This window comes from Frigidibacter sp. SD6-1 (assembly GCF_030143255.1).
GTDB lineage: Bacteria > Pseudomonadota > Alphaproteobacteria > Rhodobacterales > Rhodobacteraceae > TMP-24.
Window position 1 is genome coordinate 441375 of record NZ_JARJNR010000001.1, and the last position, 13988, is coordinate 455362.

Genomic DNA, 13988 nt, shown 5'->3' on the forward strand with positions numbered 1-13988 from the left:
TAATGCCACTTTTGCGCCATTTCGAAAACAGAAACCCCGTGTCGCGCTGCCCGTGTCCCGAGGCGCGGAAAAACTGAAACAATAATAATATTAATCAGTCATTGATATAATATGCGGAACAGTAATGTCGGTCGGCCCCTTATGCGGTAGGTCCGGAGCGTCACAAGCACTGATTCGCGACCGAGGAAGACCGGCGCTCATATGCTTCAAGCCGATGGTCCGATCCGCTCTGCACGGCGGAGGAAAAGCCACAAGACCTGGTCTGAAACCTCATTGGCGCCACGGAATCTTCCTTAACAGGACGTAAAGTCCGGGCAGTCTGATCCTTGGTGCTCTCCGCCCCGCGGAGGGATTCGAATTGGTGGTAGAGAGATCATGGCCAACCTTCCGACGATCGCTCGCGCGATGGCTGTTGCGGCTGCAGTGACGCTGATGAGCGGTGCTGCAAGCCTTGCCGCGACCATCCAGGCGACCTTCAACCTGTCCGGTCCCGCCTATGCGGTCGACCCGGGCCTGCAGATCGGCACGAGCACGACGAGCGGTTCCTTCACGCTGAACCTCTCGCTGGGGCAGTCGCAGGTGATCAACCTCTTTGACATCTGGTCGATGGAAAATCAGGTCAATGCCGACGATCTGACACCACGCGCGCTGTTTGCCGATTTTACGCTGGCCGGGACAGGCGCCACCGGCACGGCAATGGGCCTCGTAAACGGCTCGATTTCTGCGCCGTTCCAGTGGGGCAACATCAACTGGATGGCCCCGGTGATCCTGCAGGCACAGGGCGGCAATCAGGTGGTGATCTCGCTGACGAGTGCGATCTTCGGCTTCGCCAGCGGTACGCTCGCCTCCGGCAATCAGCCGTTTAGCAACGGTCATGTCCTTGCTGTCGTCTCCTACATTCCCGCCCCGGTGCCGCTGCCCGCCGCCGGGCTGATGCTTGTCGGCGCCCTAGGCGGTATCGTCGTGGTAAGACGGCGGCGGTCGAAGGTCTGAGGTTCCGGATACTATTGCCCGTAGCGGGCGCGATTGGTTTAGAGGATTGGGAAATGCACCTTGATACCGCGAAGTCCGTCGCTCTGGGCGTCTATTTCGCGCTCTTTGCCGGCGCAGCCGAGGCAGCGACGATCAATGCGACATTCTCACTCTCTGGCTCAGCCTTCAGCAATCCGGGCCTTGAGGTCGAGACCAGCGCCGGTTCGGGCAGCTTTTCTGTGACGCTTGCACAAGGGCAAAGCCAGACGCTGAACCTGTTCAGCCTTTGGACAGAAGAGCCTACCGTGGATCCGGACGACCTTGTTGCACGGCAGATCTCGGCGGCATTCTCGCTGACGAACTACACTGCATCCGGCACGGTGAATGGCACGACGGTCGGCACTTCACTCTTCGGCGTGCTTCAGTGGGGGCAACTCAACTGGTCAGCACCTTTGACCCTGAACTACGGCAACGGTGGCCAGCTTCAGATAACGCTCAGCAATGGTCCATTCAACCTTGGCTTCCTCGGCCTCGCGACCGGGGCATTGAACGGTTTGAACGTGACTGCGACCATCACCAATCTGGTCGAACCCGCGCCCGTCCCGCTGCCGGCGTCCGGGCTGGCGCTGCTGGTCGGCCTTGGGTGCGTACCACTCGTTCGCCGCCGCCGCACGATCCAGACCGCGCTCAGGTCGGGAAAGGAAAAAGCCGGGCGATGATGCCCGGCTTTCTGCTGTCTGGGACCCTGATCAGTCCATCTGCTTGAAGTTGAAGGCGGCGCCTTCCTTGATACCGGACGGCCAGCGCGACGTGATGGTCTTCGTGCGCGTGTAAAAGCGGAAGGCATCGGGCCCGTGCTGGTTCAGATCGCCGAAGGCCGATTTCTTCCAGCCGCCGAACGTGTGATAAGCCAGCGGCACCGGGATCGGGACGTTGATGCCGATCATGCCCACGTTCACCCGGTTCGCGAAGTCGCGCGCCGTGTCGCCGTCGCGGGTGAAGATCGCGGTGCCGTTGCCATATTCATGGTCCATGGCATGGCCGAGCGCCTCTTCGTAGGTCTTGCAGCGCACGGTCGAAAGAACCGGCCCGAAGATCTCCTTCTTGTAGATGTCCATGTCGGTGGTGACATGGTCGAAAAGGTGGGGGCCGACGAAGAAGCCGTTCTCGTAGCCCTGCAGGCTGAAGTTCCGGCCATCGACGACGAGCTTCGCACCCTGCTGCACGCCGCTTTCGACGAGTTTCAGGATGTTGGCCTTGGCGGCGGCAGTGACCACGGGGCCGTAATCCACGTCATTGCCGGCGGTGTAGGGGGCGACCTTCAGCTTCTCGATGCGCGGGATGAGCTTCTGGATCAGCGCATCGGCGGTCTTGTCGCCCACGGGCAACGCAACCGAGATCGCCATGCAACGCTCGCCCGCCGCGCCATAGCCTGCACCGACCAGCGCATCGGCCGCCTGATCCATGTCGGCGTCGGGCATGATGATCATGTGGTTCTTCGCGCCGCCGAAGCACTGGACGCGCTTGCCGTTCGAACAGCCGCGGCCGTAGATGTACTCGGCGATCGGGGTCGAGCCGACGAAGCCGATGGCGCCAATCTCGGGGTTGTCGAGGATCGCGTCGACGGCTTCCTTGTCACCGTTGATCACCTGCAGCACGCCGTCGGGCAGACCCGCTTCCTGCATCAGCTCGGCCAGCATCAGCGGCACGGACGGATCGCGCTCCGAGGGCTTCAGGATAAAGGCATTGCCGCAGGCAAGAGCGGGGCCCATCTTCCACATCGGGATCATGGCCGGGAAGTTGAAGGGCGTGATGCCCGCCGCCACGCCGACCGGCTGGCGCATCGAATACATGTCGATGCCGGGGCCCGCGCTGTCGGTGAATTCGCCTTTCAGCATCTGGGGCGCGCCGATGCAGAATTCCATGACCTCAAGCCCGCGCTGGATGTCGCCCTTCGCGTCGGGGATGGTCTTGCCATGCTCGGACGACAGCGCCTCGGCCAGCTTGTCCATGTCGCGGTTGAGAAGCCGGACGAATTCCATCATCACCCGCGCCCGGCGCTGGGGATTGGTGGCGCCCCATTTCACCTGGGCTTTCGCGGCGTCGGCGGTGGCCGCATCCAGTTCGGCCCTGGTGGCCAGCGCGACGCGGGCCTGAACCTCGCCGGTTGCCGGGTTGAAGACATCGGCGAAGCGGCCCGAAGTGCCCTTCACATGCTTGCCGTTGATCCAGTGACCGATCTCTTTCATCGGAATCCTCCCTGAGTAGCTGGCGCCAGAATAGCCTTGCGGAAATGCTGGCGACAGAGGAAAGAATTCAAAGGAGCTTTGCGTTCTTGCAAAGTAAGCCTCGTCGTCGCACTTCGTGCGCTCCTCGGGGCGACCGACGAGAAACGAAGTGCACGAGGAGGTGCCATGGACTGGGACGATCTTCGCATATTCCTCGCCGTGGCGCGGGCTGAGAGCCTGTCGGCCGCCGGACGACAGCTGAAGATCGACCCGGCCACGGTCGGGCGGCGCATCTCGCGGCTGGAGGAAACCATCGGCGCGCGTCTGTTTGTGAAATCCCCTCAAGGCTATGCGCTGACTGAAGAAGGTGCGCGGCTCATGCCGCATGCCGAACGGGCAGAGGGCGCCTTCGACGGTGCGACGGAGGCACTCAGGGGGCCGGAGGGCCTGTCGGGCCAGATCCGCATCGGCGCGCCGGACGGCTGTGCCAACTATCTGCTGCCGCAGGTCCTTGCCCGGATCTGCGATGAAAACCCGGGGCTGGAGGTGCAGATCGTGGCGCTGCCGCGCGTCTTCAACCTGTCGAAGCGCGAGGCCGACATGGCGATTTCCGTCTCGGCGCCGACGGCAGGGCGCCTGTCAGTCCAGAAGATCACCGACTACCGCCTGCATCTCGCCGCGTCCAAGAACTATCTGGCGCGCACTGGTCCGATCCGGACCCGCGACGACCTGAAGGGGCGGCGGATCATCGGCTATATCCCCGACATGATCTTCGACAAGGAGCTGGACTATCTGGCGGAGATCGGGGCCGAGTCAGTGCCGCTGGCTTCCAATTCCGTTTCCGTCCAGTTCAACTGGGTCAGGGCAGGCGCCGGCGTGGCAATCGTGCATGATTTCGCCGTGCCGACGGCGCCGGAGGTCACGCGGCTCCTCACCGACGAGTTTTCGCTCGTGCGATCCTTCTACCTCATCCGCCATCTAGACGACCGCCGCTCGGACCGGTTGAACCGGTTCGCCGAGGCGCTGGTCGGCGGTTTGCGGCGGGAGGTCGCGCGGCTTGAAGCGCTGACTTGACAGAGGCCCCTTTCCCGGATGACCCTGAGGTTGAAAAGCGCTTTGCAATGAGGAGGTTCGCCCATGCAGGTCCACCAGATACTCCGCTCGAAGCCTCAAGGCGCGGTGATCACGGTGCAGCCCGGGACGAGCGTCGCGGATGCGGCGCGTTTGCTGGCAGAGCGGCGGATCGGCGCGGTGATCGTCTCGTCCGACGGCAAGGCGCCGCTCGGCATCCTGTCGGAGCGTGACATCGTGCGTGATGTGGGCCGTCGCGGCGGGGCCTGCCTGACCGACAAGGTTGATGCGATGATGACCCGCAATATCGTGAGCTGCACCCCCGATGACAGCACCGACAGCGTGCTGGAGAAGATGACGGCCGGGCGCTTCCGCCACATGCCGGTGCTCGCGGATGGCAAGATGGTCGGCATCATCTCGATCGGCGACGTTGTGGCCGCGCGGCTTTCGGAACTGGCGATGGAGAAGGATGCGCTGGCCGGGATGATCATGGGCAATTGATGCCGCAGCGCAGCGGGGGCTTGCTTTTCCCCGCGCAATAATGTTGCGTGCCGGCCAAAAGGGAGGTCCCCATGCGCATCGGCCTTTATCCCGGCACGTTCGACCCGATCACGCTGGGCCATACCGACATCATCCAGCGCGCGATGGCGCTCGTGGACCGGCTGGTGATCGGCGTCGCGATCAACCGCGACAAGGGGCCGCTCTTCTCGCTTGAGGAGCGTGTTGCGATGGTCGAGGCGGAGTGCGCCGCGATCATTGCGAAGACCGGCGGCGAGATCGTCGTGCATCCGTTCGAGAACCTGCTCATCGATTGCGCACGCGATGTGGGCGCGACGGTCATCGTGCGCGGGCTGAGGGCGGTCGCGGATTTCGAATATGAATTCCAGATGGTCGGGATGAACCGGGCGATGGACGACACGGTCGAGACCGTCTTTCTGATGGCCGATGCCCGCAGGCAGGCGATCGCCTCGAAACTCGTCAAGGAAATCGCGCGGCTGGGTGGCGACGTATCGCGCTTTGTCACGCCGCCGGTGAGGGAGGCGCTGGTCGCGCGCCTGGGCCAGCCTAAGGCAAGGTGATGTCGGCCACGACGGGATAATGGTCCGAAGGCCATTGCCCGCTGAACTTCTGTCTGAGGATCACGGGCGGACCCGCGAAGGTCGCGCCGTTCGCGAGTGCGATATGGTCGATCGCGGAGAAGAGATTGATCCCTCGATTGAAGTGATAGGATGCGCCTTTGGTTTGCGCGAAGGCCAGCCCCTGCGCCTCGAAAGCGGTGATGATGGCTGACCCCGCCCGCTCGTTCAGATCGCCGATGAGGATGACCGGTTCTCCCTCTGCGAGCCAGGTCGCAAGCCGTTCGCGCACCAGCGCGGCAGACCGGCGGCGGTTTTCGCGGCTGGAATAATCGAAATGCAGGTTCAGGACGATGAACGGTGTACCGCCTGCCTTCGGAGCAAACCGCGCCCAGGAGGCAAAGGCGGGGTAGGAGCCGTCGAAGGTGCGGGAATAGATCACCTCCGGGGTTTCGGAGAAGAAGAACCAGCCCTGATCCAGAAGCGACAGCCGGTTGGTCCGGTAGAAAATCGGCTGGGTCGAGGGGAAGCGGCGCCAATCGCCGGTCGCCGCCGCGCGGTAGCCGGGGTTTTCGGCCAGCAGGTAGTCGCGCGCCAGATTGATAGATCCGTCATCGCCGCGCGAAAAGCTCTCCATCTCCTGATAGGCGACGATATCAGCGTCGAGCGCGCGGAAGGCCGCGCCGAAAGCGCCCTTCCGCGCCTCCCATCCTGCGACCGACCAGGGGCCATCCTCGGCAGTCAGTACGATGTAGTGGGCATTATGGGTCGCAACCCGCAAGCTTCCCGGCGGTGGCGCGGGCAAAGGTGTCAGGCCGGAATTCTTCCATTGCGCCGCGCAGGCGATGAGCAGAAGGCCTACAAGGCCGAACCCCAGAAGACGGAATGCGCGTTTCATGCGCCGAGCCTAGCGATTTCGCTGGCCGCGGGGCAGGGGTCGCGCATCACATTCAGATGAGCCGCCCCATCGCGACGGCCGTATCCGCCATCCGGTTCGAGAAGCCCCATTCATTGTCATACCAGGAGAGGATCGAACAGAAGGTCTCGTCCATCACCTTGGTCTGGTCCATGTGGAAGATCGAGGAATGCGGGTCGTGGTTGAAGTCCGACGAGACATTCTTGAACATCGTATAGCCGAGGATGCCCTTCAGCGGCCCTTCCGCCGCCGCCTTGATCGCGGCATTGATTTCTTCGACGCTCGTGGCGCGTTTTGCAAGGAACTTCAGGTCGACGACGCTGACGTTCGGCGTCGGCACCCGGATTGCGAAGCCGTCGAGCCTGCCTTTCAGTTCCGGCAGCACCAGCCCCACGGCCTTGGCAGCCCCGGTCGAGGTCGGGATCATGGAAAGCGCCGCGGCGCGGGCGCGGTAGAGGTCCTTGTGCATCGTGTCGAGCGTCGGCTGGTCGCCGGTATAGGAGTGGATGGTGGTCATCATCCCCTTCTCGATGCCGATAGCCTCGTTCAGCACCTTGGCGACCGGCGAAAGGCAGTTCGTGGTGCAGGAGGCGTTCGAGACGACGATGTCGTCTTTCGTCAGCGTCCCGTGGTTCACGCCATAGACGATGGTCTTGTCCGCGCCCTCACCGGGGGCAGAGATCAGCACGCGCTTGGAGCCGTTTTCGAGATGGGCCGCGCATTTTTCCTTCGAGGTGAAGATGCCCGTGCATTCCATCACCACGTCAACATGGCTCCACGGCAAGTCTGCGGGGTTCCTGATGGCAGTAACCACCATCGGGCCGCGGCCGACGTCGATGGTGGTCTCGCTCGTCGTCACCTCTGCCGGGAAGCGGCCATGGACAGAATCGAACCGCAACAGGTGGGCGTTGGTCTCGACCGGGCCGAGATCGTTGATCGCCACCACCTCGATATCCTTGCGCCCGCTCTCGATGATGCCGCGCAGCACATTGCGCCCGATGCGGCCAAACCCGTTGATCGCCACTTTGACTGCCATCTCCGCCTCCTGTCGCCCGGGCGCATGCATGCACCGTTACCGCTAACATCAAATAATCTGCGAAAGGTCAATCGCCGACTTCAGGGTCAGCCTGCCACAATCAGCGCCAGAAGGCGATCCAGTCGATGAAGACAAGGAGTTTGCGTGCGAGAAAGAAGCTGGCCGCCCCCTGGTTGAGGAGACGGTCGGCCAGAAGGGCGAGGATGACGAGGAGGGCGAGCGCAAGCGCGAGGCGATTCGTCATGCTGACTGACAGGGCGCGGGGCGCCCGGGCTCCTTACTGCAGGAGCCGCCCCATCGCGCCGGCCACATCGGCCATCCGGCAGGAGAAGCCCCATTCATTGTCGTACCAGGCCAGCACCCGCACGGTGCGGCCGCCCACGACCTTGGTCTGGTCGGGCGCGAAGATAGAGCTATAGGGCGTGTGGTTGAAGTCAACGGAAACCTTGGGCTCCGGATCATAGGCCATGACCATGCCCATGTAGCCTGCGGCCGCTTCCCTTACGATTTCGTTGACGTCGGCGACCGTCACGTCCTTGCCCGCGACGAAGGTCAGATCGACGGCCGAGACATTGGGCGTCGGCACCCGGATCGCGGTCCCGTCAAGCTTGCCCGCCAGTTCCGGCAGCACCTCGCCAAGCGCCTTGGCCGCACCGGTCGAGGTCGGGATCATCGCCATCGCGGCGGCGCGGGCGCGGTAAAGGTCCTTGTGGCGGCGGTCGAGCGTCGGCTGGTCGCCGGTATAGGAATGGATCGTGGTCATGATGCCAGATTCAATGCCGATCGCGTCGTTCAGTACCTTGGCGAGCGGCGCGAGACAGTTCGTAGTGCAGGAGCCGTTCGAAACCACCAGATGGTCGGCCTTCAGCTCGCGATGGTTCACGCCATAGACCACGGTCTTGTCGGCGCGCTTGGCCGGGGCAGAGACCAGAACCCGCTTCGCGCCGCGTGTCAGGTGGACGGCGGCCTTGTCGCGATCGTTGAACTTGCCGGTGCATTCCAGGACGACATCGACGCCTTCCCAGTCCAGCTCATCCGGATTGTAGGTCGACATGACCTCGATCGGACCGCGGCCAAGGTCCATCGAATTGCCCGAGACCTTCACCGGTCCGCCGAAGCGGCCATGCACCGAATCATATTTCAGAAGATGCGCGTTGGTCTCGATCGGGCCGGTGGCGTTGATCTTGACGACCTGGACATCGTTGCGCGCCGCCTCCGCGATATGGGCGAGCGTGCAGCGGCCGATGCGGCCGAAACCGTTGATGCCGATGGTGACGGTCATGTCTGTCTCCGGAGTGCGGGCGCGCGCCTGCGGCAGCCCGCGCGCGGATTTGGGAAATTGCGCTGTTTTTACACGTATCACCGGATCAGAGAAACCCGAAAGTGGATATTTTTCAGCATGTTAGCGAAAACATCGGCTGTTAGCGGCACCATCGGCGACAATTTCCGGAAAGTGATGCCGACTGTTGTCGCCCTCAGGGCTTGCGATCGGCTCGTTACCCGCTACCTATCTGGAAAGCGCGAAAGGATGGGCATGAGCGGACTTCTGGCACTTCTCGACGATGTGGCGGCGATTGCCAAGGTGGCGGCCTCCTCGCTTGACGATGTGGCGGCAGCGGCCGGGAAGGCCGGGGCCAAGGCTGCGGGCGTGGTGATCGACGACACGGCGGTCACGCCGAAATATGTGCATGGCTTCGAGGCCGAGCGCGAATTGCCGATCATCGGTCGGATCGCTCTTGGCTCGTTGAAGAACAAGCTCTTGATCCTCCTGCCTGCAGCGCTCCTGCTCAACAGCTTCGCACCCTGGGCGGTGACGCCTCTTCTGGCACTCGGCGGCGCATACCTCTGTTTCGAAGGCGCGGAGAAGATCTTTCATGTGCTCTTCCCGCATGGCGACGATGCGGTCGAACAGGATTTCGACGTGAAGGACCCCGCGCATCTCGAAGAGGAAAAGGTGCGCGGCGCGATCAAGACCGATTTCATCCTGTCGGCCGAGATCATGACCATCGCGCTTGCCGCGATACCCGCAAGCTCGGTCTGGATGCAGGGCGCTACGCTTGCGCTAGTGGGGGCCGGGATCACGGTCGCCGTCTATGGCGCGGTGGCGCTTATCGTGAAGATGGACGATGTCGGCCTGTTCATGGCGCGGCGGGGCCGGTTTGCATCGACGCGCGCCGTCGGACGCGGGCTGGTGATCGCGATGCCGAGGGTGATGACCTTCTTGTCCAGCGTGGGCACGGCGGCGATGCTCTGGGTCGGCGGTTCGATCGTAATCCATGGGCTTGAGGAAAGAGGCTGGACCTGGATCGGCCATCACTTCCATGACTGGGCGGCGGCGGTGGGCCATGCTGCACCCAGGGTCGAGGGGCTAGCCGAATGGCTGACCAAAGCCACGCTCGATGGGCTGTTCGGGCTCGCGCTTGGCCTGTTGCTCATTCCGGTGGCGACCCGCGCCATCGGTCCCCTGATCGCGCGCCTGGCCCGCAGGGCTTGATCGGCCGGGCTTGATCCGCCGGGCGTGATCCGCCGGGCGTGATCCGATTGCGCGCCCGTGTCCGGGCGCAAGCGATCTCTCGCGCCCCGGCCCCGGGGCCGGGGCACTCAGGGGCCTCCGGCGGGGATACTTTCAAACGGAAGGGCACGGGATGACACCTGCCCTCTTCCGTTTGAAAATATCCCGCGGGGGGTCCGGGGGGCGCGAAGCCCCCCGGCGGGTCGGCCCGCACGAAGGGCGGGCCGAAATCAGAGAAGTGCCCGCACTTTCGCCGCGATGGCCTCCGGCGTGATGCCGAACTTTTCGTAAAGCACCTCTGCCGGGGCCGAGGCGCCGAAACCCTCCATGCCGACAAACGCCGCTTTCTTCTCGCTTCCGCGCTCGCCCAGAAGCCAGCGGTCCCATGGCTGGCGCACGGCCGCCTCGACCGCGACGCGCACCGGACCGGCGGGCAGGACCCGTCTGCGGTAGCTCTCCGGCTGGGCCGCAAACAGTTCCATCGACGGCATCGAGACGACGCGGGTGCCGATGCCTTCGGCCTCCAGGATCGCGCGGGCCTTCATGGCAATCTCGACTTCCGAGCCCGTGGCCAGCAGGATCGCACGGCGCTTGCCCGTCGCCTCGGCCAGGACATAGGCGCCCTGCGCCGTCAGGTTCTTGGCCGTGAAGCTGGTGCGCAGCGTCGGCAGGTTCTGGCGCGACAGCGCGAGAACCGAGGGCGTCTTGTCGGTCGTCAGCGCCAGTTCCCAGGCCTCGGCCGTCTCGACCAGATCGGCGGGCCGGAAGGTCCAGGTGTTGGGCGTCGCGCGGCAGATCGCCAGATGTTCGACCGGCTGGTGGGTCGGGCCGTCTTCGCCGAGGCCGATGGAATCGTGGGTCATCACATAGACCGCCGGAACCCCCATCAGCGCCGACAGGCGCATGGCGCCGCGCGCATAATCGGTGAAGCACAGGAACGTGCCGCCATAGGCGCGGACCCCGCCATGCAGCGCCATGCCGTTCATCGCCGCCGCCATGCCATGTTCGCGAATGCCGTAATGGACATGGCGGCCCTTGCGGTTCTCGGGCGTGAAGATGCCGAGATCGGCGGTCTTGGTCAGGTTCGAACCGGTCAGGTCGGCAGACCCGCCGATGGTTTCCGGCATCACCGGATTGACGGCGGCGAGCACCATTTCCGAGGCTTTGCGGGTCGCGACCTTGGGCGCCTTCTCGGCGGCGTCCTTCTTCACCGCGCGGATGGCGGCGGCGAGTTTCTTCGGGGCCGCGCCCGACATCTGTCGTTCGAATTCGGCGCGTTTCCCGGCGGGCAGGGTGGCTATACGGGCCTCCCAATCCTTCCGGGCGGCAGTACCGCGGGCGCCGATCGCGCGCCATGCCTTCAGGATGCCCTCGGGCACGACGAAAGCCTCATGGTCCCAACCGTAGATCGCTTTCGTCGCCTTGATCTCGTCGGGCCCAAGCGGCGAGCCATGCGCGCCCGCCGTATCCTGCTTTGTGGGGCTGCCGAAGCCGATATGGGTCTTGCAGTCGACCAGCACCGGGCGGTCGGATGCCTTGGCCTCGGTCAGCGCCCGGTCGATATCCGCCGGATCGTGGCCGTCGCAGCTGAGGACCTTCCAGCCCGCCGCGGCGAAGCGCGCGCGCTGGTCGGTGATGTCCGACATCGAGACCGGACCGTCGATCGAGATATTGTTATTGTCCCACAGGACGATCAGCTTCGAGAGCTTCTGCATGCCCGCAAGGCCGATCGCCTCGTGGCTGATGCCTTCCATCAGGCAGCCGTCACCGGCGATGACCCAGGTATGATGGTCGACGATCTTCGCGCCGAACCGGGCGCGCAGGCTTTCCTCGGCCATGGCAAAACCGACGGCATTCGATATACCCTGGCCCAGCGGTCCGGTCGTCGTCTCGACGCCCGCCACATGGCCATATTCCGGGTGGCCGGCGGTGATCGCGCCCCACTGGCGGAAGTTCTTCACCTGCTCGAGCGTCACGTCTTCGTAACCGGTCAGGTGCAGAAGCGCGTAGATCAGCATCGAGCCATGACCGGCCGACAGGATGAACCGGTCGCGGTCGGCCCATCTGGGCTGGCTCGCGTCGAACTTGAGATGTTTCTCGAAAAGCACCGTCGCCACGTCGGCCATGCCCATCGGCATGCCGGGATGACCTGAATTGGCGGCCTGGACCGCATCCATGGCCAAAGCGCGGATGGCGCAGGCCTTGGCCCAGTGATCTGCATGCTGCGAGCGGAGCGTGGCGATGTCCAAGGCGGGCTTCCTTTGGCTGAGGGCGGATTTGCGCGCTTGATATGGGCGGGGAGGGGCAAGATCAAGCGCGGCGCCCCCGTCTGAGCTAAGTCACTGGCCAAAAAGGGGGGCGTCGCGGAAGATCATTGGCTAATATCGGCGGGACATGGGGCGCGCGGCGATTCGGTAAAGCGCGGCGGCCGGACCGACAGGGTAGGACAATGAGCGACATTGCCGAGTTCGAACGACGTATTCTCTATGCGCTGGAGCGGATCGGTGCCGGACTGGACCGGATGGGCGACGGCGCTGGCGCCTCTGCCGCGGTCGCTTCGATCGACGTCGATGTGCTGCGGGCGGAACTGGAGGCGGAGCGGGCGACCAATGCCCAGTTGACCGAACGCGTCCGCGCGATCAAGGAGCGGCAGGAGACGCTGGTTTCGGGACTTGAACGCAAGGTGGCGCGGCTGAGCGAACAGCTTGGTCAGCTCGAGGCCGAGCTGGGGCGTCAACGGCAGCTGAACGGGGATCTGGCGGCGCTGACCCGCAAGCTGTCGGATGCCGCGCGTGAGGGCGGGGCGGATGCAGGTCTGATCAACGAGGCGCTGGCCGCCGAGGTCGAGGCGCTCAGGGCCGAGCGGGCGGGCGAGATGGCGGAGATGGCCGATATCCTTGCCGAACTGAAACCTCTGATCGGGGAGATGGCCTGATGCCGGACGTGCGGATCGTGATCGGGGGGCGGGAATTCGACGTCTCCTGCCAGCCGGGGGAGGACCATTTCCTGCGCGCGGCGGCAAAGCTTCTGGACAATGAGGCGCAATCGCTGGTGAGCCAGATCGGACGGCTGCCCGAGGCACGGATGCTGTTGATGGCGGGGCTGATGCTCGCTGACAAGACCGCGGGGCTGGAAGATCAGCTGCGCGCCGCCGAGGATCGGGCGGCGCTGGCCGAGCGGGTGGCGAGCGATGCGCGGACCCAGGTCGAGCGGGTCGAGGTGCCGGTCATGCCGCAGCCGGTGCTCGACACGATGGCCGAGATCGCCGCGCGGGCGGAGGCGCTTGCGGACCAGATCGAGGAGCGCGTCGCGGGCTGATGCGGCGTGCCCCCTCGGGCGCGTCCCGCCCGCCCGCCCCCGCGCCCTCGGGGGCACGAAAAAGGCGCCCCTCGGGGCGCCTTTTTGATCGGGCGGCGAAGTTGCGCTCAGGCGTTGGCTTCGCGGATCTTCTCGGCGGCGCCCTTGTTATAACCGACGCCCTTCTGGTCGAAGAGCTGGTCAAGCTCGCCCGACAGCGTCATCTCGGTGACGATATCGCAGCCGCCGACGAATTCGCCCTTCACGTAAAGCTGCGGGATGGTCGGCCAGTCGGAGAAATCCTTGATCCCCTGGCGGATGTCGGCATCGGAGAGCACGTCCACATCGACATAATCGACGCCGAGATAGTTCAGGACCCCCGCCACGCGGCTGGAAAAGCCGCACTGCGGCATGGCCTTGGTGCCCTTCATGTAAAGCACGACGTCGTTCTTCCCGATCGTGTCGCGTATCTGGTCGAGGGCGGTTGCGGTGGTCATCATCTACTCCGGTGCTTTTGTGGTGAGGGCCAACGCATGCAGTTCGCCATGCGCGCCGTCCATCTTGCCTTTCAGCGCGGCATAGACCGCGCGCTGCTGCTGGACGCGGTTCTGGCCGCGGAAGCTTTCGTCAATCACCTCGGCCGCCCAATGGTTGCCGTCCCCGGCGAGGTCGGTGATCGTGATCTTCGCCCTGGGCAAGGCGGCCCGGATCAGGTCCTCGATATCCTGTGCTTCCATCGGCATGGGCCGTCCTCGCTGCTTCGGGTGTCAATGTAAGCTGCCCGCCCCATGCCCGCAAGGCCGCGCGGGCGGGTGGGTCGCATGCCTCCGGCGGGGATATTTGATCCACAGTGAAAACGAATGTGTCTTCATTCTGGTCC

At 64.4% G+C, this 13988-nt stretch carries 16 protein-coding genes; 8 read left to right on the top strand and 8 right to left on the bottom strand.

What is annotated here, in order from left to right; all coding sequences use genetic code 11:
- Positions 1 to 375 precede the first annotated feature (375 nt).
- Positions 376 to 993, top strand: a complete 618-nt coding sequence (locus P0645_RS02145; protein ID WP_284162907.1) for a VPLPA-CTERM sorting domain-containing protein — start codon at positions 376 to 378, stop codon at positions 991 to 993.
- A gap of 53 nt (positions 994 to 1046) precedes the next feature.
- Complete coding sequence (locus P0645_RS02150; protein ID WP_284162908.1) at positions 1047 to 1691, top strand: VPLPA-CTERM sorting domain-containing protein; 645 nt, start codon at positions 1047 to 1049, stop codon at positions 1689 to 1691.
- A 30-nt stretch (positions 1692 to 1721) separates the two neighbouring features.
- Here the strand turns inward: P0645_RS02150 and P0645_RS02155 are convergent, their stop codons facing one another.
- Positions 1722 to 3221 carry a CoA-acylating methylmalonate-semialdehyde dehydrogenase gene (locus P0645_RS02155; RefSeq protein WP_284162909.1) on the bottom strand — a complete coding sequence of 500 codons (1500 nt, stop codon included), beginning with the start codon at positions 3219 to 3221 and terminating at the stop codon, positions 1722 to 1724.
- Between the two features lie 165 nt (positions 3222 to 3386).
- On the opposite strand from P0645_RS02155, the gene P0645_RS02160 reads away from it, so the two are divergent.
- From P0645_RS02160 to coaD, 3 genes are all read left to right on the top strand, one after another.
- Positions 3387 to 4274, top strand: a complete 888-nt coding sequence (locus P0645_RS02160) for a LysR family transcriptional regulator (RefSeq protein ID WP_284162910.1) — start codon at positions 3387 to 3389, stop codon at positions 4272 to 4274.
- A 63-nt stretch (positions 4275 to 4337) separates the two neighbouring features.
- Positions 4338 to 4772: a CBS domain-containing protein gene (locus tag P0645_RS02165; protein WP_284162911.1), complete on the top strand. Its 435-nt coding sequence runs from the start codon at positions 4338 to 4340 to the stop codon at positions 4770 to 4772.
- A gap of 71 nt (positions 4773 to 4843) precedes the next feature.
- Positions 4844 to 5350: a pantetheine-phosphate adenylyltransferase gene (gene coaD, locus P0645_RS02170; RefSeq protein ID WP_284162912.1), complete on the top strand. Its 507-nt coding sequence runs from the start codon at positions 4844 to 4846 to the stop codon at positions 5348 to 5350.
- On the opposite strand, the gene P0645_RS02175 is transcribed toward coaD, so the two are convergent.
- The 4 genes from P0645_RS02175 to gap (P0645_RS02190) form a co-directional block, all read right to left on the bottom strand.
- Complete coding sequence (locus tag P0645_RS02175; RefSeq protein ID WP_284162913.1) at positions 5337 to 6245, bottom strand: endonuclease/exonuclease/phosphatase family protein; 909 nt, start codon at positions 6243 to 6245, stop codon at positions 5337 to 5339. The two genes, coaD and P0645_RS02175, sit on opposite strands and share 14 nt — an antisense overlap.
- Before the next feature lie 52 nt (positions 6246 to 6297).
- Positions 6298 to 7299 (bottom strand): type I glyceraldehyde-3-phosphate dehydrogenase, encoded by a 1002-nt coding sequence (gene gap, locus P0645_RS02180; RefSeq protein ID WP_284162914.1) that lies wholly within the window; start codon positions 7297 to 7299, stop codon positions 6298 to 6300.
- A gap of 100 nt (positions 7300 to 7399) precedes the next feature.
- The gene (locus P0645_RS02185) at positions 7400 to 7543 is read right to left on the bottom strand and encodes a glyceraldehyde-3-phosphate dehydrogenase (RefSeq protein WP_284162915.1); all 144 of its coding nucleotides are present in this window, start codon (positions 7541 to 7543) and stop codon (positions 7400 to 7402) included.
- Positions 7544 to 7576: 33 nt separating this feature from the next.
- Positions 7577 to 8581 carry a type I glyceraldehyde-3-phosphate dehydrogenase gene (gap, locus tag P0645_RS02190; protein WP_284162916.1) on the bottom strand — a complete coding sequence of 335 codons (1005 nt, stop codon included), beginning with the start codon at positions 8579 to 8581 and terminating at the stop codon, positions 7577 to 7579.
- 252 nt (positions 8582 to 8833) lie between these two features.
- Between gap (P0645_RS02190) and P0645_RS02195 the strand changes: the two genes are divergently transcribed.
- The gene (locus P0645_RS02195) at positions 8834 to 9793 is read left to right on the top strand and encodes a DUF808 domain-containing protein (protein ID WP_284162917.1); all 960 of its coding nucleotides are present in this window, start codon (positions 8834 to 8836) and stop codon (positions 9791 to 9793) included.
- 248 nt (positions 9794 to 10041) lie between these two features.
- On the opposite strand, the gene tkt is transcribed toward P0645_RS02195, so the two are convergent.
- On the bottom strand, positions 10042 to 12060 hold the full coding sequence (tkt, locus tag P0645_RS02200) for a transketolase (protein WP_284162918.1): 2019 nt from the start codon (positions 12058 to 12060) through the stop codon (positions 10042 to 10044).
- Between the two features lie 200 nt (positions 12061 to 12260).
- Between tkt and P0645_RS02205 the strand changes: the two genes are divergently transcribed.
- Both P0645_RS02205 and P0645_RS02210 read left to right on the top strand, forming a co-directional pair.
- Positions 12261 to 12746, top strand: coding sequence for a hypothetical protein (locus P0645_RS02205; protein ID WP_284162919.1), 486 nt, complete (start codon positions 12261 to 12263; stop codon positions 12744 to 12746).
- The gene (locus P0645_RS02210) at positions 12746 to 13129 is read left to right on the top strand and encodes a cell division protein ZapA (RefSeq protein ID WP_284162920.1); all 384 of its coding nucleotides are present in this window, start codon (positions 12746 to 12748) and stop codon (positions 13127 to 13129) included. The genes P0645_RS02205 and P0645_RS02210 overlap by 1 nt, the downstream gene beginning before the upstream one ends.
- Before the next feature lie 107 nt (positions 13130 to 13236).
- Here the strand turns inward: P0645_RS02210 and grxD are convergent, their stop codons facing one another.
- Together grxD and P0645_RS02220 are read right to left on the bottom strand one after the other, a co-directional pair.
- Complete coding sequence (gene grxD, locus P0645_RS02215; RefSeq protein ID WP_284162921.1) at positions 13237 to 13605, bottom strand: Grx4 family monothiol glutaredoxin; 369 nt, start codon at positions 13603 to 13605, stop codon at positions 13237 to 13239.
- A 3-nt stretch (positions 13606 to 13608) separates the two neighbouring features.
- Entirely contained in the window at positions 13609 to 13851 is a 243-nt protein-coding gene (locus tag P0645_RS02220) for a BolA/IbaG family iron-sulfur metabolism protein (protein WP_284162922.1), read from the bottom strand.
- Between the last annotated feature and the right edge of the window lie 137 nt (positions 13852 to 13988).